The sequence below is a fragment of the Petropleomorpha daqingensis genome (genome assembly GCF_013408985.1).
Classification (GTDB): domain Bacteria; phylum Actinomycetota; class Actinomycetes; order Mycobacteriales; family Geodermatophilaceae; genus Petropleomorpha; species Petropleomorpha daqingensis.
In genome coordinates, this window is sequence record NZ_JACBZT010000001.1 from 1466397 (window position 1) to 1487687 (window position 21291).

Consider the following 21291-nt stretch of genomic DNA (forward strand, 5'->3'; position numbering starts at 1 on the left):
CCTCGGCCGGGGTCAGCCGTTGCCGGGACGGCCGCCACCCGGGAAACCGGGGAAACCCGGGACGACGCCGCCCGGTGGGTTCCCGTTGCCGTTCCCGTTGCCCCCGTTCCCGCCGGGGGTGCTGCCGTTGGAGGTGGGGGGCGGCTGCTGCTGGGGTGGCGGCGGCTGCTGCTGGGGTGGCGGGGTCTGCTCCGGCGGCGGCTCGACGTAGTTCTTGCCGTTGCTGATCCGGATGGTCACGACCTGCCCGGGGACGGCGCGGTTGCTCGGGCTGAGGCCGACGAGCTCGCCCTCCTTCTTGTCGCTGTCGACCCTGGCCGTGGCGTACTGGAACCCGGCGCTGGTCAGCGCCGCCTTGCAGGCGCTCACGCTCGTGCACCGCGGCAGCGGCTTGGTGTTGCCGTTGGCCACGACCGGGTCCTCGGGCGGGAACACGCCGCTGCCCCGGGCGTCGAGGATCGGCGCCATCGCGTCGTGCCAGATGGTGGCGGGTTTGTTACCGCCGAAGCCACCGACGTTCTGCCTCTCCCGGGGGTTGAGCACCATCACGCTGGCCGTGATCTCCGGCGTGGAGCCCACGAACGCGGCCGAGAAGTTCTCCTGCGAGGTACCGGTCTTGCCGGCGATCTGGTGACCCGGCACGTACGCCCGGCGCGCGGTCTGACCGGGATTGCCCGGCTCGACGTCCTTGCGCAGCATCTGGGTCAGCGTGTTCGCGATCCCGGGTGCGATCGCCTCCGGCGTGCACCTGTCGTGCACGAGCGGCTGGCCGTCGTCCCCGAGGACGTCCTTGCCGTTGCGGTCGATCAGCCGGGTCACCGGGACGACGTCGCACTGGGTGCCGCTGCCGAACACGGTGGCGTACGCGGAGGCGAGGCCCAGCGGGCTGGTGGCCTCCGCGCCGAGGGTGAACGAGCCGCGGTTGTCGTCGATGATCTGCTGCGGCAGGGCGGGGTCGCTGAACTGGAACAGGCCCATCTTCTCGGCCATGTGCACCGGGTCGGCGACGCTGCCGAGCGCGTCCTCCAGGCCGACGAAGTAGGTGTTCGACGACTGGTAGAGCGCCGTCGTCATGTCCAGCGTGGCGGCGTAGTGCCCGGCGTTGCTCACCGTGTAGGGCTTGCCGCCGTCCTTGTAGACGCGCGAGGTGTACGGATCGCCGGTCGTCAGCGTGTAGTGGCTGCCGAACCCGCGGGCGAGGGCGGCGGCGGCGGTGAACACCTTGTAGGTGGAGCCCGAGCCCTTGCTGGAGGCCTCGAAGAGGTTGAACGACTCCTGCGTCGGGTCGTTCCGGTCGTAGCCGAAGACCCGGTTGACGCTGAGCGCGAGCAGGTGCCCGGTCTTGGGTTCCACGGCCGAGAACATGCCGGCCAGCGAGTTGCCCAGCGGCAGGGTCGCCAGGACGGCGGCATCGCCCGAGCGCTGCAGGTCCGCATCCAGCGTCGTCTGGATCGTGTAGCCGTTGTGCTCGAGGTCCTGCTGGCTGATCCCGAGCGTCTGGATCAGGTACTTCTGCACGGTGTCGCAGACGTACGCGCCGACGGTGGCCTGCACGCAGCCGCGGGGCGGGGGCGGCGCGGGGTTCAGGCCCAGCGGCGTCGCCGCCGTCTCGGTGGCCTGGTGCTGGGTGATGTAGTGCTGGTCGGCCATCCGCGAGAGGACCTCGTTGCGCCGCGCCGTGGCCTTGTCGGGCTCGGTGAACGGGTCGAAGTGGGTCGGGCTCTGCACGAGGCCGGCCAGCAGGGCGGCCTGCGGGAGGGTGAGCGCCGTGGCGTCGATGCCGAAGAACGCGCGTGCTGCGGGCTGGATGCCGTAGGCGTTCTGCCCGAAGTACACGATGTTCAGGTAGCGGGTGAGGATCTCGTCCTTGCTGTACTTGTCCTCCAGCGCGAGCGCCAGCTGCGCCTCGCGGAGCTTGCGGCCGACCGTCTGCTCGACGGCGGCGTCGCGCTCCTCGGGGGTCGTGGCCGTCTGCAGCAGGGTCTGCTTGACCAGCTGCTGGGTGAGCGTCGACCCACCCTCCTCCACGCCGCCGTTGACGATGTTGGTCAGCAGGGCGCGCACGGTGCCCTGGACGTCGAGGCCGTGGTGCTCGTAGAAGCGGGCGTCCTCGATCGCCACCATGGCCTGCTTCATGACCTGGGCGATCTGGTCGCCGGCGACCGGTGCGCGGTTCTGCTCGTAGAACTGCGTCATGACCTCGCCGTTCGCGGCGAGCATGACCGAGTTGGGCGCCGGCGGCTCGTCGGTCAGCTCGACGGGGGGCGCGCCGAGCAGGCCGGTGGACCTCTGGGCGCCCAGCGCGGGGCCGCCGATCCAGGGGAAGAGCAGACCGGCCAGGAGGACTCCGGCGACGACGATCGTCGACAGCAGCTTGAGCAGCGTGCTGACCGCCTTGGGCCGATCCATCGCCCCCTCCCCTTCGGACTGGGCCCACACCTCAACAGGAAACGGGCCGGTCCACAACCACCCCCGCTGCGACGTCCCCTGTTCAGGCGGCCAGTTCAGCCGGGAGATCGTCCCGGTGCAGCACGACCAGGGTGCTCACCGCCCGCGTCAGCACGACGTAGAGGCGGTGCAGGCCCCGGGGTTCGGCCGCCACGATCGCCGCGGGGTCCACCACGACGACGGCGTCGAACTCCAGACCCTTGACCAGTGTGGCGGGTACCACGGCGACGCGCGCTGCCGCCTCGCCGTCGTCCCGGAGCAGCGCGGCCGGCAGCCCGGCGTCCCCGAGCAGCCGGACCACCTCGTCGGCCTCGCCGTCCGCGGCGACCACCCCGATCGACCCCTCGCCGGCCACCAGCTCACCCACCACCTCCTGCAGCGGGCCTGCCAGCGTGCCCACCGGGCGGACGGTGAGCGAGCCGGGCTCGTGGCGCAGCGCGGTGGCGGGCGGCAGGTCCGGGGCGATCGCCGGGAGCAGCCGGTTGGCGAAGTCGAGCACCTCGCCCGGCACCCGGTAGCCCTGGGTGAGCGGGCGGACGACGGTGTCGGGCCGGCCCAGCCCGTCGAGCGTGCGGGCCCACGTGCCCGACGACCAGGGGCTCGTGGCCTGGGCCAGGTCGCCGAGCACGGTGAGCGAGCCGGCGGCCAGGCGGCGGGCGATGGCGCGGCACTGCATCGGCGAGAGGTCCTGCGCCTCGTCGACGACGACGTGGCCGTAGCCGGGGGTGCGCTCCAGCAGGCCGGCGGCCTCGTCGACGAGCACGGCGTCGGCCTCGGTCCAGGGGAAGGCCCGCACCGACCGGGCCGGCCGGTGCAGGGCGGCCTGCTCGTCGTCGTCCAGGAGGCCGCGGGCCGCGCGGGCCAGCCGGCCGGGCTCGGTGAACAGCGCGAACACCAGCGCGTCGGCGTCCCAGGCCGGCCACACCTCGTCGCAGAACGCGCGGACCTCGGGGCTGCGGGCGGCGCGGCGGGTCTCGGCGTCGGTGGGGCTGCCGCCGGCCAGCTCCTTCTGCCGGCGGGCGTCCTCGGCGAGGCTCTGCGCCAGCCGCTCGCGGCCCGCGGCGTAGTGCAGGGTCTGCAGGTCGTCGGTCAGCTGCCCGCGGCGGCGCAGGTCGTCGACGTAACGCTTGAGCCGCTCGACCGGGATGCGGTACTTGCGCCCGGCGAGCGGCACCTGGATGGAGTCCGTCGGCTTGACCAGGCCGCCCCACAGCGCCCGGCGCAGCACCTCGGCCATGCGGGCGTCGCCCTTGAGGACGGCGAGCTCCGCGGGATCGGTGGCGCGGACCGGCACCCGGGCGGTCAGGTCGCGCACCGTCGTCTGCTCGACGTCGACCTCGCCGAGGGTGGGCAGCACCTGCTCGATGTAGCGCAGGAACGCGCGGTTGGGCCCGACCACCAGGACGCCGGTGCGGGCCAGCTGGCCGCCGTGCGTGTAGAGCAGGTAAGCGGCGCGGTGCAGGCCGACAGCGGTCTTGCCGGTGCCGGGGGCGCCCTGCACGCAGATCGACTCGGTGAGCGGCGCGCGGACGATTTCGTCCTGGTCGGGCTGGATGGTGGCGACGATGTCGCGCATCGGGCCGCTGCGGGGGCGCTCGATCTCCTCGAGCAGGAGCGAAAGGACCTCGCTGCCCCCCACCGCTCGCGAGCTCGCGGCGGGCCCCTGCAGCGAGGCCGCCTGCTGGTCGCCCTCGCCGAGCAGCTCGTCCTCGTAGCTGGTCAGCTCGCCGCCGGCGAAGCCGAACCGCCGCCGGCGGACCAGGCCCTGGGGATCGGCGGCGCTGGCCTGGTAGAACGGCCGGCTCATCGGGGCCCGCCAGTCGATGACGACGGGGTCGCCGCCGGCGTCGCGCACGTGCCGGCGGCCGATGTGGAAGGTCTCGGCGCCGCTGTCGGTGCGCCCGAAGAACGGGGGGACGCCGGGATCGGCGGCGAGGTGCCGCAGCCGTTCGGCCCGGGCGGCGCCGAGGCGCTCGGATGCCCAGGCGTCGACGCCGGCATCGGTGACGGCGTGCGCGGCGGCACGCATCTCGGTCAGGCAGTCGGCCGCGCGTGCCAGGTGCGCGCGCTCGGCGGTGAGGACGGGATCAGCCTCGACGGACACGGTCGCAGGACGTTACGCCCCCTCGCGGCGGGAGACGACGCGTTTCCGCCGGAATCACCGCTCCCCCGGTTCGACGATGTGGACGGCGACGGCGCGGAACTGCTGCGGGGTCGCGAGCAGCGCCGCCTTGGTCGGCTCGCCCACCTCGAGCGCGGTCTCCTTCCGCAGCGCCGCCAGCGGGGCCAGCCGCGGATCGGCCAGGACGGCGTCGACCAGCCCCCGGTCGCCGCCGGTGAACAGCGCCTCGACCGGGTGCGGCAGCAGCACGCGGGCGGCGGTGTCGGCGGCGGCGTCCACCACCGCGTCGGTCTGGTTGGCGCGGCGGCGGGCGAAGCGCTGCTGCGACCAGCCCCCGGCCGCCGTCCGGCCCTGCACCAGCCGGGTGTCCACCTTCGAGGCGACCAGCTCGGTGCCGGTGAAGACGCCGACCGCCCAGCGACCGCGCCGGACGAGCAGCACCGCGGCCCGGCGGGGCTGCCGCGCGTCCGCGGTGAACCCGCTCAGCAGCGCCGCCGCCGGTGTCCAGGAGAACGGCGCCCGCAGCACCACGGTGGTCGTGTCGGCGCAGGTGATCCGGACGGCGCCGTCGTCCAGCGCGACCTCGGTGAACGCACCGTGCCGGTCGGCGACGCCGTCCAGCCACCGCCCCAGCCGCTCCGGTGCGACGCCGAGCGTGCGGCCTCCGCCGGCGGCGGGACGGGGTCGGCTCACCCGCCGAGCATCGCAGGGCGGTGCCGGGACGGCGTCAGGGCGCGAAGTTCACGCCCAGGTGCTCCTCCCCCGCCGTCCGGCCGGTGCGGGCGGCGATCGCGTCGGGCAGCGGCTGGGCGATCGCCGTCTCCACCGCCGCGACCGCCGTCGCCAGCCGGAAGTCGGCGTCGACGACCGGGTCCCCGGTGAACTCGCCGCCGTTCGGCTCTCCCCCGGTGGCGGCGCGGAACGCGTCCAGCGAGGCGTAGGTCAGCGTGGTGCTGGTCCCGGTCGGCCAGGTGACGGTGCTCGCCGGGCTGGTCGCCGTGGCGCGGGAGTAGACGTCGCCGTCGGCGGTGATCCCGATCTGGGCCGGGGTCCGCCGCAGGGTGGTGTCCTGCACGCAGAGGAGGCACGTCGCCGTCGTCGCGCCGCCGATCAGGTTGTCGCCCATCGACACCGGCCCGAGCAGCCAGGTGACCGTCGGGTCGGGCAGCGGCTGGCGCGGGTCGTGGCCGGCGGTCGAGGTGTTGCTGGCCCGCCGCGAGTCCTGCACCAGCCAGATCGGTCGGCTCGCGTTGTCCAGCACCGTGTTGTTCCAGACGGTCAGGTCCGAGGCGTTGTTCAGCCGCATGCCGGCCGTGCCGTTGCCGGCCACCAGGTTGTCGACCAGGAAGCCCTTCGCGGAGATCTCGTAGGTCAGCCCGTCGCCGGTGTTGCGGAGGATGTCGTTGGCGACGGCGGCGCCGTCGTAGACCGACTCGTCGAACCACAGCCCCGGGCCCTCGTTGTCGGCGATCAGGCTGTTGACCACCGTGACGCCACGGGCGCTGCAGATCTTGATCCCGCCGGCCACGGGCGCCGGGTTGAAGTGCTCCGTGTTGTTGTGCACCGCCTCCAGCCCGTCGACCACGAGCCCGTCCGAGTAGGAGGACTCCACGCCCATCAGGCCGCTGCGCTCGACGGTGACGTGCCGCAGGGTGTTGCGCTCGCCGAGGCGCACGCCGCCGACGTAGATGCCCTGGGTGGCGTTGTCGCGGACGACGACGTTCTCGATCGTCACGTCGGGCGCGAGGGAGCGCAGCGCCCCCTTCTCCGGCACCGGCGTCGCGTAGCGCTCGATGCCGATCCCCCGGATCACGCTGCCGGAGCCACGGATGGTGAGCCCGCTGGTCAGGATGCTGGCCCGCACCTCGTGCCCGGTCGGGTCGCTGCCCAGGTAGAGCTTGTCGGTGGAGTCGCTGACGTAGAACGTCCCCGGGACGACGGCGGAGCGCGAGGCCACCTGCCGCTGGGCCACGCCGTCGACGAACACCATCTCCGGGTACGGCGCCAGCGGGTAGGCGGGGTTCACCCACCGCCACGTCCCCGTGCCGTCCGGGGCGCCCTTCGTGTAGGTCGGGCTGTGGTCGAACGAGTACGTCCAGCCGTCCGAGCGCCACGCGGCGCCGTCCGTCGCCCAGTTCGTCAGGACCTTGCTGCCGTCGAGCCAGACCTCCTCGTCCGGATAGGACTGCACGGTCAGCTGCTTGCCGGTCGGGATCGTGACGTTCTCGGTGTAGCTGCCCGCCCGCAGCACGACCGTCGCCCCGGACGGCGCGGTCGCGATCGCCTTCGCCAGCGTGCGCCACGGCGCGTCGAGCGTGCCGGCCGCGGTGTCGTCGCCGGTGGGGGAGACGTAGCGCGCGTCGGCCGGGGCCGCGTACTCGGTGGTGCCGAGCGGAGCGGCACCGGCGGTGACGCTGGGCCGCCCGTCCGGGTTCGCCGGGGGGACCGGCGGCGGGGGCGGCGGCGGGGGAGGGGGCGGCGGTGGGGGAGGGGGCGGCGGTGGGACGACGACGGGGTCGGCGAGCGTGCCGGCCAGGTCGTCGAAGCGGACGGTGAGCGCGACCGAGCTGCGGGACAGGTAGCTGTCGAGCGCCAGCCCGCCGGCCGCCTGGTAGCCCGACGCGCTGTCGGTCGCGGTCGCCGCCCAGCCGGACGGCTCGCTGCTCCCGGCCTGCCAGACCTTCGCGCGCAGCGTCGTCGGCGCGGTGCCCGAGGTCTGCACCCGCACCCGGACCTGCGACCCGGCGGTGCCCTTGACGCCGGAGACGGTCGCCTCCTTGACGATCACCGTCTCGGCCCAGCTCGTGCTCAGCCGGGACAGCGTCAGCGAGACGGCGCCGGTGGGCAGGAAGCGCACCTTGGCCGCGTACTGGCCGGTGCTCGTCCGGCGCGGGCTGACGGAGATGAAGGCGCCGGTGCCGGTCGGCGTCTTCGACAGCGACACGGTGACCACGACGTCGTTGTTCACGCCCGTCGCCGGTTGGGTCGCGCGCTGCGTGGCGCCGTCGGTGGTGAGCGAGACCGTGCCCACGCCCCCGGAGACGGCGAACCGGGAGGCCGTGCCCACCGACCACGGCGTGCCGGAGGTCGCCGTCCCCCACCCGCCGGAGACCGTGCGGCTGAAGCTGTCGGAGACCGTCCCGGCCGCCAGCGCGGGGGCCGCGCTCACCACGCCGGCGACGAGCAGCAGACCGAGGACGGCGACCGCACCACGCACCCGGACGTCGGAGGGACGTGTGCGGGTGGACGCGGACATGGCGCCTCGCTCCGGACCTGGGGGGATGGGCTCCTGGGTGGTGCGTGGGGCAGATGTGCGCCGCGCACCCTAGGGCAGGAGGACCCTCCTTGTCAGCGGGTCGGCAGCCCCGCGGCCTGCCAGGCGACGAACCCGCCGACCACGTCGGTCGCCTGCGTGAGCCCGAGGGAACGCAGCGCATCGGCCGCGAGGCTCGACGTGTAGCCCTCGGAGCACAGGACGATGACCTCGACGTCGTACCCGGTGGCCTGGGGCAGCCGGGCGGCCGACGCCGGGTCGAAGCGCCACTCGAGGACGTTGCGCTCGACGATCAGCGACCCGGGCACCTCGCCCTCGAGGGCCCGCTGCGCGGCCGGGCGGATGTCGACCAGCAGCGCACCGCGGGCCACCCGGGCCGCGGCCTGCGCGGGGGAGAGGCGCACCAGGCGGCTGCGCGCCTCGGCGAGCAGCTCGTCGATCGAGCGGGCACCGGTCGGGCGGTCCAGCGAGAGGGTCACCAGTCCACCCCCGCCCGCTCGCGGCCGGTGCGGATCAGGCCGTCGTCGTCCACCCGGTAGGTGTGCATGACGGTCAGCCGGGGCGCGTAGACGTGCACGCTGACCGCCGGCTCGGCGTGCCGGTTGGTCACCTGGTGCACGTAGTGCGGGCCGAAGAACCGCACCCGCCCGGTCTCCAGGTCGTGCTCGGTCTCGCGCGGGCGGCCGGGGCCCCCGGCGGCGATGACGCGCTCGGTGAGCGTGCCGCGGGCGACGGCGAACGCGCCGGCGGACGAGCCGTGGTCGTGCAGCGGCGTCCCCTGGCCGGGCAGCCAGGTCAGCAGCCAGATCTGCGCGTCGGCGAGCTCGGCGTGCAGGGACGGGTCGAGGTAGGGCCGGACGTCGCCCGGCTCGAGCAGCGCCGTCCACCGCGACTCCTCGCGGAAGCCGATGCGCGGCTCCCAGAGATCGGTGCGGACGGCGAGGGCGACGGCGAGCGCGGCGGAGCCGGTCGGGCGGGTGGCGGCCGCGGCCACCAGCGGCGCGAGACGGGGATCGGACAGGACGGCAGGGGACAGCTCGGCGAGAGACATGCGGGGAGGAAGTCCTTGGGAGAAGGGCCGCGCGGGCGGCCAGGGGGTCGTGAGGAGGAGGCGCTCAGCGACCCGGACACAGCGCGCTGGCCGTCCGCAGCAGGTCCACGTCGGACCGGCGGTGCAGGAGGAGCGTGCGCATCACGCCCACGACTCAACCAGGCGCGGCGCTCAATGTCTACTTGATTGGTGCGCTTTGGGCGTGTCCGGCGGCGGTCAGGCGGCGAGGGCCGGCTGGGCCGCGTGCTCGGCGGGCACGTGCAGCAGCTTCTGGAACGCCCCGACGCAGATCGCCGCGACCCCGGCCGAGACGGTCGCGACGAGGAAGGCGGCGTTCGCGCCGGCCACGTCGACGATCTTGCCGGCCACCGAGGCGCCCAGCGCCACGCCGAGGCCGAGCGCCGTCCCGATCCAGGTGAACGCCTCGGTCACCGCCGCCCGCGGCACCAGCAGCTCGGCCAACGTGAACGAGCTGATCAGCGACGGCGAGACCGCCACACCGGTGATCACGACGAACGGGATCATCAGCCAGATGTCGCCGATGAGGGTCAGCGGCACGGTCAGCAGGGTGAGCAGGGTCAGGACGCCGAGCAGGCGGTGGCGCAGCGGCTGCCGCCAGTGCACGGTCCCCCAGCCGATGCCGCTGGCCATCGAGCCGACCGCGAGGCCGGCGATGAGCACGCCCGACAGCGACATCGCGCCGACCTCGTCGGCGAAGGCGACCAGGGCGATCTCCAGCGTGCCGAGGATCGCGCCCACCGCGGCGCCGACGACGAAGAGCACCCGCAGGCCCGGGGTCCGGATGGCCGAGGGGCCGGACCGGCTCTCGTGGCCGCCCGCCGGGGGTTCGGTCCGGCGCTGGGCGGCGAACAGCAGCGCGCCGATGGTGGCCAGGGCGAACGCGGTGACCACGCCGGAGGTCGCGTGCCCGGTGGTGGACAGGAAGGTGACCAGGACCGGGCCGACGATGAAGACGAACTCGTCGACCACCGACTCCATGGCCAGCGCGGTCGGCAGCCGGTGGCTGCCGCGCAGCAGGTGGGTCCAGCGGACGCGGATCATCGAGGAGACCGGAGGGATGCACGCCCCGGCGACGCCGGCGGCGAAGAAGACGATCCAGCGCGGCCAGTCGCCCTTCACCGCGGCGAGGAACAGCGCGCCGGAGGCGACGAAGACGGCGACCACCGGCAGCAGCACCCGCCGCTGCCCGAAGGTGTCGGCCAGCCGGCCGATGACCGGCCCGGCCAGCGCGGTGGTGATGGCGCCGGCCGCGGCGACCGCTCCCCCGAAGCCGTAGGAGCCGGTCTCGTCGGCCACCAGCAGCACCGACCCGAGCCCGACCATCGACAGCGGCAGCCGGCCGATGAACGCGGCCAGCACCATGGGCAGCGCATGCGGCGTGCGCAGGACCTTCAGATAGGGGTTGGCCACGAGCGGGGAAGTCTCCGTCACAGGGGGGTCAGCGCCGCCACGCTAACCGACGGACGCCCCCGGTGGCGCGTCGGACGTGCTCCTCCGCAGATCAGCGGCCCGCCAGTGATCAGGTTCCCTGATCGAACGCTGTCCTCCCGCAGCAGCGTTGGTGCGGGAGGACAGCGTTCGATCAGGTCAGCTGATCACCGCTGAGGAGGGTCAGGACAGGCGGTGCTTCAGGATCTCGAGCTCGTCCCAGAGGGTGCTCGGGAGCTTGTCCCCGAACTTCTCGAACCACTCGGTGATCTGCGGGATCTCCTGGCGCCACTCGTCCTTGTCGACGGCGAGCGCCTGCTCGACCTGCTCGGCGGTCATGTCCAGGCCGCTGACGTCGAGGGAGTCCGGGGTCGGGACGTGCCCCACGGCGGTCTCCTCGGCGGCGGCGGTGCCCTCGAGGCGCTCGATGACCCACTTGAGCACGCGGCTGTTCTCGCCGAAGCCGGGCCACAGGAAGCCGCCGTCGGCGTCCCGCCGGAACCAGTTCACGTAGAAGATCCGCGGCAGCTTCGCCGCGTCGTGCTGCTTGCCGGTCTCGACCCAGTGGCCGAAGTAGTCGCCGGCGTTGTAGCCGATGAACGGCAGCATCGCGAACGGGTCGCGGCGGACGACGCCGACCGCGCCGGTCGCCGCCGCCGTCGTCTCCGAGGACAGCGTCGCGCCCATGAACACGCCGTGGTTCCAGTCCCGGGCCTCGGTGACCAGCGGGATCGTCGTCTTCCGGCGGCCGCCGAAGAGGATCGCCGAGATCGGCACGCCCTTCGGGTCGTCGTACTCCGGCGCGAGGATCGGGCACTGGCTGATCGGCGTGCAGAAGCGGCTGTTCGGGTGGCTGGAGGGCTCGGCGGAGTCCGGCGTCCAGTCCTGGTGCTTCCAGCTGGTCAGGTGGGCCGGCGGCTCTTCCGTCATGCCCTCCCACCAGACGTCGCCGTCGTCGGTGAGGGCGACGTTGGTGAACACCGAGTTGCCCTGGTCGATGGTGCGCATGGCGTTCGGGTTGGTGTCCCAGCCGGTGCCGGGGGCGACGCCGAACAGGCCGTACTCGGGGTTGACCGCGTACAGGCGGCCGTCCTCGCCGAACCGCATCCAGGCGATGTCGTCGCCGAGGGTCTCGACCTTCCAGCCGGGGATGGTCGGCTCGAGCATCGCCAGGTTGGTCTTGCCGCAGGCGCTCGGGAAGGCGGCCGCGATGTAGTAGGTCTTCTGCTGCGGGCTGGTCAGCTTGAGGATCAGCATGTGCTCGGCGAGCCAGCCCTCGTCGCGGGCCATGACCGAGGCGATCCGCAGCGAGTAGCACTTCTTGCCCAGCAGTGCGTTGCCGCCGTAGCCCGAGCCGTACGACCAGATCATCCGCTCCTCGGGGAACTGGACGATGTACTTGGTCTGGCTGCAGGGCCACGGGACGTCGTCCTGGCCCGGCTCGAGCGGGGCACCGACGGAGTGCATGGCGGGGACGAAGTCGGCCGACTCCCCCATGGCCTCGAGGACGTGCGATCCGATGCGGGCCATGACCCGCATGGAGACGACGACGTACTCGGAGTCGGTGAGCTCGACGCCGAACATCGGGCTCTCGGCCTCGACCGGGCCCATGCAGAACGGGATGACGTACATCGTCCGGCCGCGCATGCACCCGCGGTACAGCTCGGTCATGACCGACTTCATCTCGGCCGGTTCCATCCAGTTGTTGGTCGGACCGGCGTCGGCCTCGTCGACCGAGCAGATGAACGTGCGGTCCTCGACGCGGGCGACGTCGCTCGGGTCGGAGGCGCACCAGAAGGAGTTCGGCTTCTTCTCCAGGCGGGTGAAGGTGCCGGCGTCCACGAGCTTCTGGGTGAGCCGCTCCCACTCCTCGTCACTGCCGTCGACCCACACCACCTGGTCGGGCGTCGTCAGCTCGACCATCTCCTGGACCCACGCCAGCAGGCGCGGGTGCCGCGTCGGTGCAGCTGTCGGGGCGGTGTCGAGCCCGGGGGTGGCCACAGAAGTCACGGCATCTCCATCCATGCGGGAAAGCTGCTGGTTTGCGGAGACGACCTAGACGTCTGAGTCTCCGGATCCGGTGAGGTTACCGAGGGCGCGCCGTCCTGTAACCGTGAGAAACATTACGTATAGGACGTCTCGGAGACCGGCCGGAAGGCTCTGCCACGCTGGGGCGTTCACTGCACTCCGTGACGCCCCCCGCCCTGTCCCAGCCCCTGACCCTCCGCGACCGGACGCTGCCCAACCGGCTCGTGGTCGCCCCCATGTGCCAGTACTCGGTCAGCGACGGGCTGGTCGGCGACTACCACCTCGTGCACCTCGGCCGGTTCGCGCTCGGCGGCTTCGGGCTGGTGATCGTCGAGGCGACCGCGGTCACCGCGGACGGGCGGATCAGCCACGGCGACGTCGGGCTCTGGTCCGCTGCCCACGTGCCCGGGCTGGCCCGGATCGCCGACTTCCTGCACGGGCAGGGCGCGCTGGCCGGCGTCCAGCTGGCGCACGCCGGCGCCAAGGCGAGCAGCCGCCGCCCCTGGGAGGGCGGCGGGCCGGTGACGCCGGAGAACGCGAACCCGGGCGAGGATCCGTGGCCGACGGTCTCGGCCAGCGCCGTGGCCGCGGTGCCCGACGGTCCGCTGCCGCACGCGCTGACCGTCGCCGAGCTCGACGACGTGCGCGAGGCGTTCGTGGCCGCCACCCGGCGGGCGGTCGAGGCGGGCTTCGACGTCGTCGAGATCCACGCCGCGCACGGCTACCTGCTGCACCAGTTCCTCTCGCCGATGTCCAACCACCGGGACGACGAGTACGGCGGCTCGCCCGAGGCGCGGATGCGCTTCCCGCTCGAGGTGGTCTCGGCGGTTCGGGAGGCCTGGCCGGACGACCGGCCGCTGTTCGTGCGGGTCTCGGCGGTGGACGGCTCCCGTCAGGGCATCACGATCGAGGACACCGTGGCCTTCTGCCGCGAGCTCGAGGCAGTCGGTGTCGACGTCGTCGACGTGTCCGGCGGCGGGGTCGGCGGCGGCTGGGAGCACCCGATCGGCTACGGCTACCAGGTGCCCTACGCGGAGCGGATCCGCTCGGAGGCGGGGATCGCGACGATGGCGGTGGGGCTGCTGGTGGACGCCGCGCAGGCCGAGGCGGTCGTCGCTGCGGAGCGGGCAGACCTGGTCGCGTTCGCCCGCGAGGCGCAGGACGACCCGAACTTCGCGGTGCACGCGCTGCGCTCGTTGGACGGCGGCTCGTTCGACGCGTACCCGGTGCAGGCAGGGCCGCGGCTGGCCGGGCGCGCGCGGCTGCTGAACCGGCTCGGCCCGTGGACCGGGCCGGATCCGGTCCAAGTGGAGGCTCCCAGGTCGTAACCTGCGCGGCCATGTCGCCGCGCCGGCTGCTCGTCGTCCTGTCCGCTGCCCAGCTGGCCGTCGGCCTGCTCGGCCAGGTCGTCGCGCTGCGCCGCCGGACCCCGTACGACTTGCCGTTCCTCAGCGGACGTCCCGAGCACGTGGGGCGCGACTCGCTCTGGATGGGGACGGCGTACAGCGCGCCGGCGCCCATGCTCGTGGCGCAGGCGGCGGCGATCCGGTCGCTCGCGCAGGGTCCGGACGACGGCGCCCGTCGCGCCCTGGGGGCGCTCGGGGCGCTGATGGTGCCGGGCTACCTCATGGAGCGGGCCGACCGGCGGCGGCTACGGCCTTCCGGCTGGGACGCCGTCGAGACGCCGATCGCCGTCGCCGGGCTGGGCCTGGCCGCGGCGATGGCCGTGCTCGGGCATCAGGAGCGGTCCGGGGCGTAGACCGGGCCGAGCTGCGCGACGAACTCGTCCCACTCGGGCGGCCGGGGGCCTCCGGTGAGCTCGGCGTCGAGCCCGTCGAGGTACCAGTGCCAGCCGGTCGCGATGTCGCCCAGGCCGTCCACGCCGGGGAGCACCTGCGTGAACACGAGGACGGTGCGGCCTTCCTCCTCGGTCAGGTCCAGCTCGACCCGCCAGGAGAGCGGTTCCGGCCACTGCAGGACGAGCCTGCGCGGGGGCTCGCACTCGACGATCGTCATCGGCATGCCCTCGTCGCCGGCCTCGTGGGTCATCGAGAAGGTGCCGGTGCCGCCCGAGCCGCGCTCGCCCGCGTAGGTGCCGATCCAGTGGACGGTCCGCTCGTTGTCGGTGAGCGCCGACCAGACGTCGTCGATCGGGTCGGGCCAGGAGCGGCGGAAGACCAGCCGCCGTCCGCCGTCGGGCTCGGGGGTGACGACGCCGCGGCGGTCGTCGGGGCTGTCGGTCATGCGGGTTCTCCGATCCGGCGGGCCCGCCGACCGCGGGCGAGCTCGGTGTCGAGGGCGTCCAGCCGCTGCGCCCAGAGGTCGCGGTAAGGCTCCAGCCAGGCGTCGAGCTCGCGCAGCGGGGCCGGGTCGAGGGCGTAGAGCCGCCGTCGTCCCTCGGTGCGGGACCGGACCAGGCCCGCCTCGCGCAGCACGCGCAGGTGGCGGCTGATCGCCGGCCGGCTCACCGGGAACCGGTCGGCGAGGTCACCGGCGGCGATCTCGCCGGCGGCCAGGAGCTCGAGGAGCTCCCGCCGCGTGGGGTCGGCGATCGCGGCCAGGGCGTTCACGCGGAGATGTGTAACACATCGGTTACGCGTCGGACCAGGGGTTGGCCGCTCCGGGACCGGGGCATGCGAGCGGCATGACCGTCACCGACCCCGACGTCCCGGATCCGCTGAACGACCCGCGCACGACGCAGGCCGACCCCGGCGCCGTCGCGCAGGGCGAGGACCTCGCCTCGACCGAGGACGACGCCACGGCGACCGGCGAGGACGAGCTGCAGGCCGGTCGGACGCCCGCCGACGACGCCGGGGGTGGCGACGTCACCGGTGGCGGCGTCGAGTAGCCGACGAGACCGTCCCTCCGCGATGAGTTGTCGGGTCGCCGGTCGTCTCCGCTAGGACGGGCCGTCGACCCGACGGCTGTCCGGAGCGAGGAGGGACGCGATGGAGACCATCAACCTGGGCGCACGGGACGGGCTGCCCCCGGTGGACTGGGCGACCGTCGTCGAGAAGCTCGACGCGCGGTCGGCGCCGGCACCGGACGCGCCGAACTCCCGCACCACGTGGCTGACCACCCTCAACGAGGACGGCAGCCCGCACGTGACGGCGGTCGGCGCGCTCTGGCTGGACGGCGCGTTCTGGTTCCAGACGGGCGCCACGACCCGGAAGGGGCGCAACGTCGCACGCGATCCCCGCTGCTCGGTCGCCGTGTCGGTGCGGGACGCGGACATCGTCGTCGAGGGGGACGCCGCACGGGTGACCGAGCCCGGCGCCCTGGCGCGCATCGCCCGGGCGTGGGCGGACGGCGGCTGGCCGGCGGAGCCGGACGCGAGCGGGACCGGCATCACCGCCCCGTTCAACGCACCGTCGCAGGGGCCGCCGCCGTGGCTCGTGTACCGGATCGAGCCGCGCTCCGCGACGGCGGTCGTGTCGGCGGAACCGGGCGGTCTGAGCCGCTTCCGGTTCTGAGACCTACACGGCGCAGTTGTCGCCCTCGCAGCCGTCGGCGTCCGGCACGGTGATCAGCGGGTGGGCGTCGGCCCAGGCGCGCTCGAGGAGCTGCAGCAGCAGGTCGGCCGGCTGGGCGCCGGCGGCGCCGTACTTCCGGTCGACGACGAAGAACGGGACGCCGGTCGCGCCGAGTGCCTGCGCGGTCGCGGCGTCCTCGCGGACGGCGGGCAGGTAGCGGCGGTCGGCGAGCACCTCGCGGACCTCGGCCTCGTCGAGACCGATCTCGACGGCGAGCGGCACGAGGTCGTCGACGGAGAAGACCGTGCGGCCCTCCTCGAAGTGGGCGTGGAGCAACCGCTCCTTCATCTCGCCGCCCTTGCCCTTCTCGGTGGCCAGGTGGAGCAGCTCGTGCGCGAGCAGGGTGTTGCCGCTGATCCCGTTGGCCAGGTCGTACCGCAGCCCCTCGCCCGCGGCCATCTCCTCGACGCGGCCCTGCATCTGGCGCATCTCGTCGACGGAGCGGCCGTACTTCTCGGCCAGCGCCGGCAGCGTGGGGAACGTCGTCCCCTCGGGGATGGTCGGGTCGAGCTGGAAGGAGCGCCAGACGACCTCGACCTGGTCGCGGTGGGGGAACTTCTCCAGCGCGGTCTCCAGGCGACGCTTGCCGATGTAGCACCAGGGACACACGACGTCGGACCACACCTCGATCTGCATGGTCGGATGAACGTTCAACGATCCGGGATCATTCCGGGCGGTGAGCCTGGACCTGCGCGTTGCCGTCCCCCGCCGTCGGGTCGAGGAACACGTAGCGCACGCCGTCGTGCCGGGCGACCAGCCGCCGCTCGGCCTCGTCCGCCGTCTGCTCGATGTCGTCGGCGGTGGCGTCGTCGGCGAAGTCCACCTTGGCGGCCACGACGAGCTGACCGGGGCCGATCACCGACGTGATGAGGAAGGGCACCTCCGCCACGTGCGGCAGGGCGTTGATCTCCTGGCGCAGCTCCTCCTCGATCCGCGGCGACGCCGACTGCCCGATCAGCAGCGAGACGTTGGCCCGGGCCAGCGAGATGGCCACCAGGAGCAGCAGGACGCCGATGGTGATGGCTGCGATGCCGTCCCACATCGGGTTGCCGGTCATGTGCTCGAGGAACAGGCCGATCGCGGCGAACACGAGCCCGATCAGCGCCGCGGTGTCCTCGAAGGTCACCGCCTTGACGGTGGTGTCGGTGGTCGCCCGCAGGTACCGGCCCGGTGTGACCTGCCACTTGCGCGCGGCGCCGCGGACCTGGCGCACCGCCTTGAGCCACGACGTCCCCTCGAGGACGAAGGAGACCGCGAGCACGATGTAGGAGACCAGCGGCGAGCCCTGCTCCTCGCCGTTGACGATGGTCGTCACGCCCTGCCAGATCGAGAAGCCGGCGCCGAGGGCGAAGGTCGCCAGCGAGGCGAGGAACGCCCAGAAGTAGGTCTCCCGGCCGTAGCCGAAGGGGTGCTTGTCGTCGGCCGGCCGGTTGCCGCGCTTGAGGGCGACGAACAGCAGGATCTCGGTGATCGTGTCGGCGACCGAGTGGGCGGCCTCCGACAGCATCGCCGAGGAGTGGCTGATCATGCCGCCGATGAACTTGGCGACGGCGATGCCGAAGTTGGCCAGCCCCGCTACGACGACGGTGCCGGTGCTCTCCCCGCCCGTGTCGTGCTCGGGGCTGCCGACGTCACCCTGCGCCGCGGGAACGGGCGGTCCGGGCGTCGACGCCGAGTCGTCGGCGGTCACCTTGGCCATGGGCCGTCGGTGCCCCCTCCGGGCGCCCCTGAACCTCGGGCTACCGCACGCCCACGAGGTCCACGACGAAGACGAGCGTGGCGCCCGGCTTGATGACGCCACCCGCGCCGCGGTCGCCGTAGGCCTTGTGCGCCGGGATCGTCAGCCGGCGGCGGCCGCCGACCTTCATGCCGGTGATGCCCTCGTCCCAGCCCTGGATGACCATGCCGACGCCGAGCCGGAACTCCAAGGGATCGCCGCGGTCCCAGGATGCGTCGAACGTCTCGCCGCCGTCGTGCGTGACGCCGACGTAGTGCGCGCTCACCAGGCTGCCGGGCGTGGCCTCCGGGCCGTCGCCCACGACGATGTCCTCGATCACCAGGTCGTCCGGCGCAGGACCGCTGGGCGGATCGACGTCCGGTCGGGTCAGCTCGGCCACGGTGCTCCTTCCCGCACCGGGGCGGTCCCGGCGCCGTCGTCCCATCCAAGCAGGACCGACGGCGCCGGGCTCTCCGACCTCAGACGCAGTCGAGCACGGGCTCGACCAGCACAGCTGGTTCCTCGACCGGCTCGGGCTCCTGCTCGCGCGCCGGGACGTCGAGCGGGTGCGCGAGCTCGTCGGCCGGCAGCCGCGCCGCGAGGATCGCGACTAGCCCGAGCACCGGCGGCGCGAGCCCGGCCACGAGGAACGTCGCCGTCAGGCCGAGGACCTGGCTGACCGTGCCGGCCAGCGCCATCGACAGCGGCATGAAGCTCAGCGAGACGAAGAAGTCGAGGCTGGACACCCGCCCGAGCAGCGCCGGCGGCACCCGCCGCTGCAGCAGCGTGCCCCAGATGACCATGCCCGCCTCGAACATGGCGCCCATGACGGCACCGGCGACGACCATGACGACCAGGGAGGCGCCGAAGCCGAACACCACGATCGGCACGCACCCGAGCGCCCACAGCAGGTTCATCACCGTCAGGTAGCGGCGGGGCAGCCGCCGCGAGGCCACGACCAGGGAGCCGACCGCACCGCCCAGCCCGAACGCCGCCAGCACGTAGCCGTGCTGCGTCGGGCCGCCGCCGGACTCCCGGACGGCGAAGGGCACCAGCACCTCGAGCGGCCCCATGAACGCCAGCAGCATGAACGCCGCGAACAGCAGCGTCGCCAGCAGCCACGGTGTCCGGGCCATGTACCCGAAGCCCTCGCGGACGTCGGTGAGCAGCCCCGGGCGCGGCGCCCCCTCCTCGAGCGGCGCGCGCCGGGCCGGGGTGGCCGGGAGCGCCGCCAGGCACGCCGCGGCGAGCAGCGAGACGACCGCGGTCGCGGCCAGGGCGGCGCCGGGGGAGAGGGCCGCGACGAGCAGCCCGGCCGCCGCGGGGCCGGCCGCGTTCTGCAGCATCGGGCGGACCATGCCCTCGAGGCCGTTGACGGCGAGCAGGTCGCCCTCCGGCACCAGGGCCGGCACCTGCGCCGAGTAGGCCGGGTAGTAGAGGCCGGTGGCGATCCCGCCGACCAGCGCCACCGCGGCCAGCTCGCCGAGCGTGACGACGCCGGTCAGCGACAGCGCGGCGACCACCCCGACCGAGCCGGCCTGGACCAGCGAGACGGCCAGCAGGATGTGCCGCTGCGGCAGCCGGTCGGCCAGCGCGCCGCCGAGCAGCGTGCTGGCCAGCATGCCGCCGGCGGACAGGCCGCTGACCAGCGACAGCGCCGCCGGGCCCCCACCGAGGGCCACGACCTGCCAGACCACGGCGATCGCCCACAGCCCCGCGCTCAGCAGCGACAGCGCCATCGAGACGGCGAGCAGCCGGTAGGCGGAGTGCCGCAGCGGCGCCAACGCGCGCGGCAGGCGGGCCATGGTCGGATCCCTTCGGGTCGGGCGGAGAGGAACAGGGTCTCCGACAGGTACGACAGAACGCAGCCGAATATGTGAGCGGTGCCGCTACCGTGCGCCGGGTGATCGACCACCTCGCCCTGCAGGTCGCCGACGTCGACGCGGCCTCCGGCTTCTACGTCCGCGTGTTCGCCCCGCTCGGCGTCACGGAGGCGATGCGGTTCGACAGCCCGGATGGTCCCGTGGCCGGGCTGTCCGGCCCCGACGGCATGCCGCGGCTGTGGCTCGGCGGCCTCGTCGACGACGGGCACCGCCCGGTGCACCTGGCGCTGACCGCGCCGTCCCGCGCGGCGGTCGACGAGGTGTTCGCGCTGGCCAAGGACGCCGGCGCGGAGATCCTGCACGAGCCGCGGATCTGGCCCGAGTACCACCCGGGTTACTACGGCGTCTTCCTCCGCGACCCGGACGGCAACAACGTCGAGGCCGTGCACCACACCTGGTGAGCGGAGTGCCACGGGCGCGTTGTCCGCGCCGTGGCACTCCGCATCAGGACAGGGGGCTGCGGGGGAGCAGGCGGTCGCTGATGATCCGCTTCTGGATCTCGCTGGTGCCCTCGAAGATCGTGGTCAGCCGGGCGTCGCGCCAGTGCCGCTCCACCTGCCGCTCGGTGGTGTAGCCGTTGCCGCCGTGCAGCTGCATGGCCTGGTTGGTCACCCGCACCGACATCTCGGTCGCCTCGAGCTTGACCATGGACGCCTCCTTCGCGCACGGGAGGCCGAGGTCGAGCAGGTGCGCGACCTGCCGGTAGAAGGCGCGTGACTGCTCCACCTGCGCGGCCATGTCGGCGATCGCGAACCGCAGCGCCTGGAAGTCGCCGATCGGCCGGCCGAACTGCTCGCGCTCCTGCAGGTACAGGATCGAGTCCTCCAGCGCGGCCCGGGCCAGACCGACGGCGCGGGCGGCGGTGTGCACGCGGGCGGTGTTGAGGAACTTCTGCGCCTCGGCGAAGCCCGCCTGCTTGGCCGCCTCGCCCTCCTCGTCGCTGTCCTCCCGCGCCGCCCGGGCCTCGTCGATCACGTTGTCCTCGGGAATCCGGACCTCGTCGAAGGTCAGGTCCCAGGTGAGGAAGCCGTGGTAGCCGACCTTGTCGATCGGGTAGCCGGTCAGGCCCTCGGGGAACTCGCCGCGCTCCTTCTCCAGCAGCAGGTTGACCAGGCCCGCAGAGCGCGACTCCCCCGGTTCCGGGTCGCGCTCGCGCACCAGCACCTGGATGAAGTCGGCGGCCTTGGCGTTGCCGCACCAGCGCTTGCGCCCGCTCACCACCCACTCGTCGCCGTCGCGGACGGCGCGGGTCGAGACTCCCGCGAGATCGGAGCCGGCGTCCGGCTCGGACAGCGCGATCGCGCCGATCCACTCCCCCCGAGCGCTGCGGCCGAGGAGCTCGGCGCGACGGTCGGCGTCGGGGACCGCCGTCCCCAGGCCCTGGGAGCGCGCCAGGATGCTGGCCGTCGACATCCAGGCGCGGGCGAGCTCCTCGGACACCATGCAGTACTCGAAGACGCCGAGCCCCAGCCCGCCCTGCTCGGCGGGCACGGTGATGCCGAAGTAGCCCAGCTCGGCGAGCCGGGCGAGCAGGGACGCCGGGATCTCGCCCTTCTGCGGATCGAGCTCGTTCGCGACCGGCAGCACCTCGTCCATCGCGAAGCGCCGCGCCTGCTCCTGCAGCTTCTCCCGCTCGGGCGTGTGCCACGGCGGCAGCAGCACGGGCGGCTGCGGGTCCCAGGTCTCGTCGGTCGAGCTCATCTGCACGGTCCTCCTCGATGAAGACGCGATCACTCTGGCGGTGCCCGGTTCCCCGCGCACGCCGGGCTCAGTCGGAAAGGTGATC

At 73.5% G+C, this 21291-nt stretch carries 20 protein-coding genes; 5 read left to right on the top strand and 15 right to left on the bottom strand.

The window, feature by feature from the left end:
* Nucleotides 1–12: 12 nt before the first annotated feature.
* From GGQ55_RS07300 to GGQ55_RS07335, 8 genes are all read right to left on the bottom strand, one after another.
* Nucleotides 13–2409, bottom strand: a complete 2397-nt coding sequence (locus GGQ55_RS07300; RefSeq protein WP_179715787.1) for a transglycosylase domain-containing protein — start codon at nucleotides 2407–2409, stop codon at nucleotides 13–15.
* Between the two features lie 82 nt (nucleotides 2410–2491).
* Complete coding sequence (locus GGQ55_RS07305) at nucleotides 2492–4552, bottom strand: HelD family protein (protein ID WP_179715788.1); 2061 nt, start codon at nucleotides 4550–4552, stop codon at nucleotides 2492–2494.
* Nucleotides 4553–4606: 54 nt separating this feature from the next.
* The gene (locus GGQ55_RS07310; RefSeq protein WP_179715789.1) at nucleotides 4607–5263 is read right to left on the bottom strand and encodes an acVLRF1 family peptidyl-tRNA hydrolase; all 657 of its coding nucleotides are present in this window, start codon (nucleotides 5261–5263) and stop codon (nucleotides 4607–4609) included.
* Between the two features lie 34 nt (nucleotides 5264–5297).
* Nucleotides 5298–7826, bottom strand: coding sequence for a right-handed parallel beta-helix repeat-containing protein (locus tag GGQ55_RS07315; RefSeq protein WP_179715790.1), 2529 nt, complete (start codon nucleotides 7824–7826; stop codon nucleotides 5298–5300).
* 92 nt (nucleotides 7827–7918) lie between these two features.
* A complete protein-coding gene (locus tag GGQ55_RS07320; protein WP_366488925.1) occupies nucleotides 7919–8323 on the bottom strand; it encodes a rhodanese-like domain-containing protein in 405 nt (134 codons plus the stop codon).
* Nucleotides 8320–8895 (bottom strand): cysteine dioxygenase, encoded by a 576-nt coding sequence (locus GGQ55_RS07325; RefSeq protein ID WP_179715791.1) that lies wholly within the window; start codon nucleotides 8893–8895, stop codon nucleotides 8320–8322. Before GGQ55_RS07325 ends, GGQ55_RS07320 begins: the two co-directional genes overlap by 4 nt.
* A 216-nt stretch (nucleotides 8896–9111) precedes the next feature.
* Nucleotides 9112–10347 (bottom strand): MFS transporter, encoded by a 1236-nt coding sequence (locus GGQ55_RS07330; protein ID WP_366488927.1) that lies wholly within the window; start codon nucleotides 10345–10347, stop codon nucleotides 9112–9114.
* 180 nt (nucleotides 10348–10527) lie between these two features.
* Nucleotides 10528–12354, bottom strand: a complete 1827-nt coding sequence (locus GGQ55_RS07335; protein ID WP_366488929.1) for a phosphoenolpyruvate carboxykinase (GTP) — start codon at nucleotides 12352–12354, stop codon at nucleotides 10528–10530.
* Between the two features lie 179 nt (nucleotides 12355–12533).
* On the opposite strand from GGQ55_RS07335, the gene GGQ55_RS07340 reads away from it, so the two are divergent.
* Both GGQ55_RS07340 and GGQ55_RS07345 read left to right on the top strand, forming a co-directional pair.
* Nucleotides 12534–13700 carry an NADH:flavin oxidoreductase/NADH oxidase gene (locus GGQ55_RS07340; protein WP_179715793.1) on the top strand — a complete coding sequence of 389 codons (1167 nt, stop codon included), beginning with the start codon at nucleotides 12534–12536 and terminating at the stop codon, nucleotides 13698–13700.
* A gap of 11 nt (nucleotides 13701–13711) precedes the next feature.
* Nucleotides 13712–14131, top strand: a complete 420-nt coding sequence (locus GGQ55_RS07345) for a hypothetical protein (protein ID WP_179715794.1) — start codon at nucleotides 13712–13714, stop codon at nucleotides 14129–14131.
* Here the strand turns inward: GGQ55_RS07345 and GGQ55_RS07350 are convergent.
* Both GGQ55_RS07350 and GGQ55_RS07355 read right to left on the bottom strand, forming a co-directional pair.
* Complete coding sequence (locus tag GGQ55_RS07350; RefSeq protein WP_179715795.1) at nucleotides 14110–14616, bottom strand: SRPBCC family protein; 507 nt, start codon at nucleotides 14614–14616, stop codon at nucleotides 14110–14112. The two genes, GGQ55_RS07345 and GGQ55_RS07350, sit on opposite strands and share 22 nt — an antisense overlap.
* Nucleotides 14613–14942, bottom strand: coding sequence for an ArsR/SmtB family transcription factor (locus GGQ55_RS07355; protein WP_179715796.1), 330 nt, complete (start codon nucleotides 14940–14942; stop codon nucleotides 14613–14615). Before GGQ55_RS07355 ends, GGQ55_RS07350 begins: the two co-directional genes overlap by 4 nt.
* Before the next feature lie 74 nt (nucleotides 14943–15016).
* Between GGQ55_RS07355 and GGQ55_RS07360 the strand changes: the two genes are divergently transcribed.
* Together GGQ55_RS07360 and GGQ55_RS07365 are read left to right on the top strand one after the other, a co-directional pair.
* Entirely contained in the window at nucleotides 15017–15220 is a 204-nt protein-coding gene (locus GGQ55_RS07360; RefSeq protein WP_179715797.1) for a hypothetical protein, read from the top strand.
* A gap of 100 nt (nucleotides 15221–15320) precedes the next feature.
* Nucleotides 15321–15845, top strand: coding sequence for a pyridoxamine 5'-phosphate oxidase family protein (locus GGQ55_RS07365; protein WP_179715798.1), 525 nt, complete (start codon nucleotides 15321–15323; stop codon nucleotides 15843–15845).
* 3 nt (nucleotides 15846–15848) lie between these two features.
* On the opposite strand, the gene GGQ55_RS07370 is transcribed toward GGQ55_RS07365, so the two are convergent.
* The 4 genes from GGQ55_RS07370 to GGQ55_RS07385 all read right to left on the bottom strand — a co-directional run bounded on the left by GGQ55_RS07370 (nucleotide 15849) and on the right by GGQ55_RS07385 (nucleotide 19427).
* A complete protein-coding gene (locus GGQ55_RS07370; RefSeq protein WP_179715799.1) occupies nucleotides 15849–16541 on the bottom strand; it encodes a DsbA family oxidoreductase in 693 nt (230 codons plus the stop codon).
* 28 nt (nucleotides 16542–16569) lie between these two features.
* Nucleotides 16570–17604, bottom strand: coding sequence for a cation diffusion facilitator family transporter (locus GGQ55_RS07375; RefSeq protein WP_179715800.1), 1035 nt, complete (start codon nucleotides 17602–17604; stop codon nucleotides 16570–16572).
* A gap of 40 nt (nucleotides 17605–17644) precedes the next feature.
* Entirely contained in the window at nucleotides 17645–18022 is a 378-nt protein-coding gene (locus GGQ55_RS07380) for an FKBP-type peptidyl-prolyl cis-trans isomerase (RefSeq protein WP_179715801.1), read from the bottom strand.
* Nucleotides 18023–18101: 79 nt separating this feature from the next.
* Nucleotides 18102–19427, bottom strand: coding sequence for an MFS transporter (locus tag GGQ55_RS07385; protein WP_179715802.1), 1326 nt, complete (start codon nucleotides 19425–19427; stop codon nucleotides 18102–18104).
* Between the two features lie 98 nt (nucleotides 19428–19525).
* Here GGQ55_RS07385 and GGQ55_RS07390 point away from each other — a divergent pair, with 98 nt between their 5' ends.
* Nucleotides 19526–19906, top strand: coding sequence for a VOC family protein (locus GGQ55_RS07390; RefSeq protein ID WP_179715803.1), 381 nt, complete (start codon nucleotides 19526–19528; stop codon nucleotides 19904–19906).
* 43 nt (nucleotides 19907–19949) lie between these two features.
* Here GGQ55_RS07390 and GGQ55_RS07395 read toward each other — a convergent pair whose 3' ends face one another.
* The gene (locus GGQ55_RS07395) at nucleotides 19950–21206 is read right to left on the bottom strand and encodes an acyl-CoA dehydrogenase family protein (protein WP_179715804.1); all 1257 of its coding nucleotides are present in this window, start codon (nucleotides 21204–21206) and stop codon (nucleotides 19950–19952) included.
* Between the last annotated feature and the right edge of the window lie 85 nt (nucleotides 21207–21291).

What these genes read in the sequence shown, in the direction of transcription:
- GGQ55_RS07350 (WP_179715795.1), bottom strand. Translation starts at nt 14,616, where the DNA reads ATGACCGACAGCCCCGACGACCGCCGCGGCGTCGTCACCCCCGAGCCC.
- GGQ55_RS07370 (WP_179715799.1), bottom strand. Translation starts at nt 16,541, where the DNA reads ATGCAGATCGAGGTGTGGTCCGACGTCGTGTGTCCCTGGTGCTACATC.
- GGQ55_RS07375 (WP_179715800.1), bottom strand. Translation starts at nt 17,604, where the DNA reads ATGGCCAAGGTGACCGCCGACGACTCGGCGTCGACGCCCGGACCGCCC.
- GGQ55_RS07385 (WP_179715802.1), bottom strand. Translation starts at nt 19,427, where the DNA reads ATGGCCCGCCTGCCGCGCGCGTTGGCGCCGCTGCGGCACTCCGCCTAC.
- GGQ55_RS07300 (WP_179715787.1), bottom strand. Translation starts at nt 2,409, where the DNA reads ATGGATCGGCCCAAGGCGGTCAGCACGCTGCTCAAGCTGCTGTCGACG.
- GGQ55_RS07365 (WP_179715798.1), top strand. Translation starts at nt 15,321, where the DNA reads ATGGAGACCATCAACCTGGGCGCACGGGACGGGCTGCCCCCGGTGGAC.
- GGQ55_RS07360 (WP_179715797.1), top strand. Translation starts at nt 15,017, where the DNA reads ATGACCGTCACCGACCCCGACGTCCCGGATCCGCTGAACGACCCGCGC.
- GGQ55_RS07345 (WP_179715794.1), top strand. Translation starts at nt 13,712, where the DNA reads ATGTCGCCGCGCCGGCTGCTCGTCGTCCTGTCCGCTGCCCAGCTGGCC.
- GGQ55_RS07315 (WP_179715790.1), bottom strand. Translation starts at nt 7,826, where the DNA reads ATGTCCGCGTCCACCCGCACACGTCCCTCCGACGTCCGGGTGCGTGGT.
- GGQ55_RS07395 (WP_179715804.1), bottom strand. Translation starts at nt 21,206, where the DNA reads ATGAGCTCGACCGACGAGACCTGGGACCCGCAGCCGCCCGTGCTGCTG.
- GGQ55_RS07325 (WP_179715791.1), bottom strand. Translation starts at nt 8,895, where the DNA reads ATGTCTCTCGCCGAGCTGTCCCCTGCCGTCCTGTCCGATCCCCGTCTC.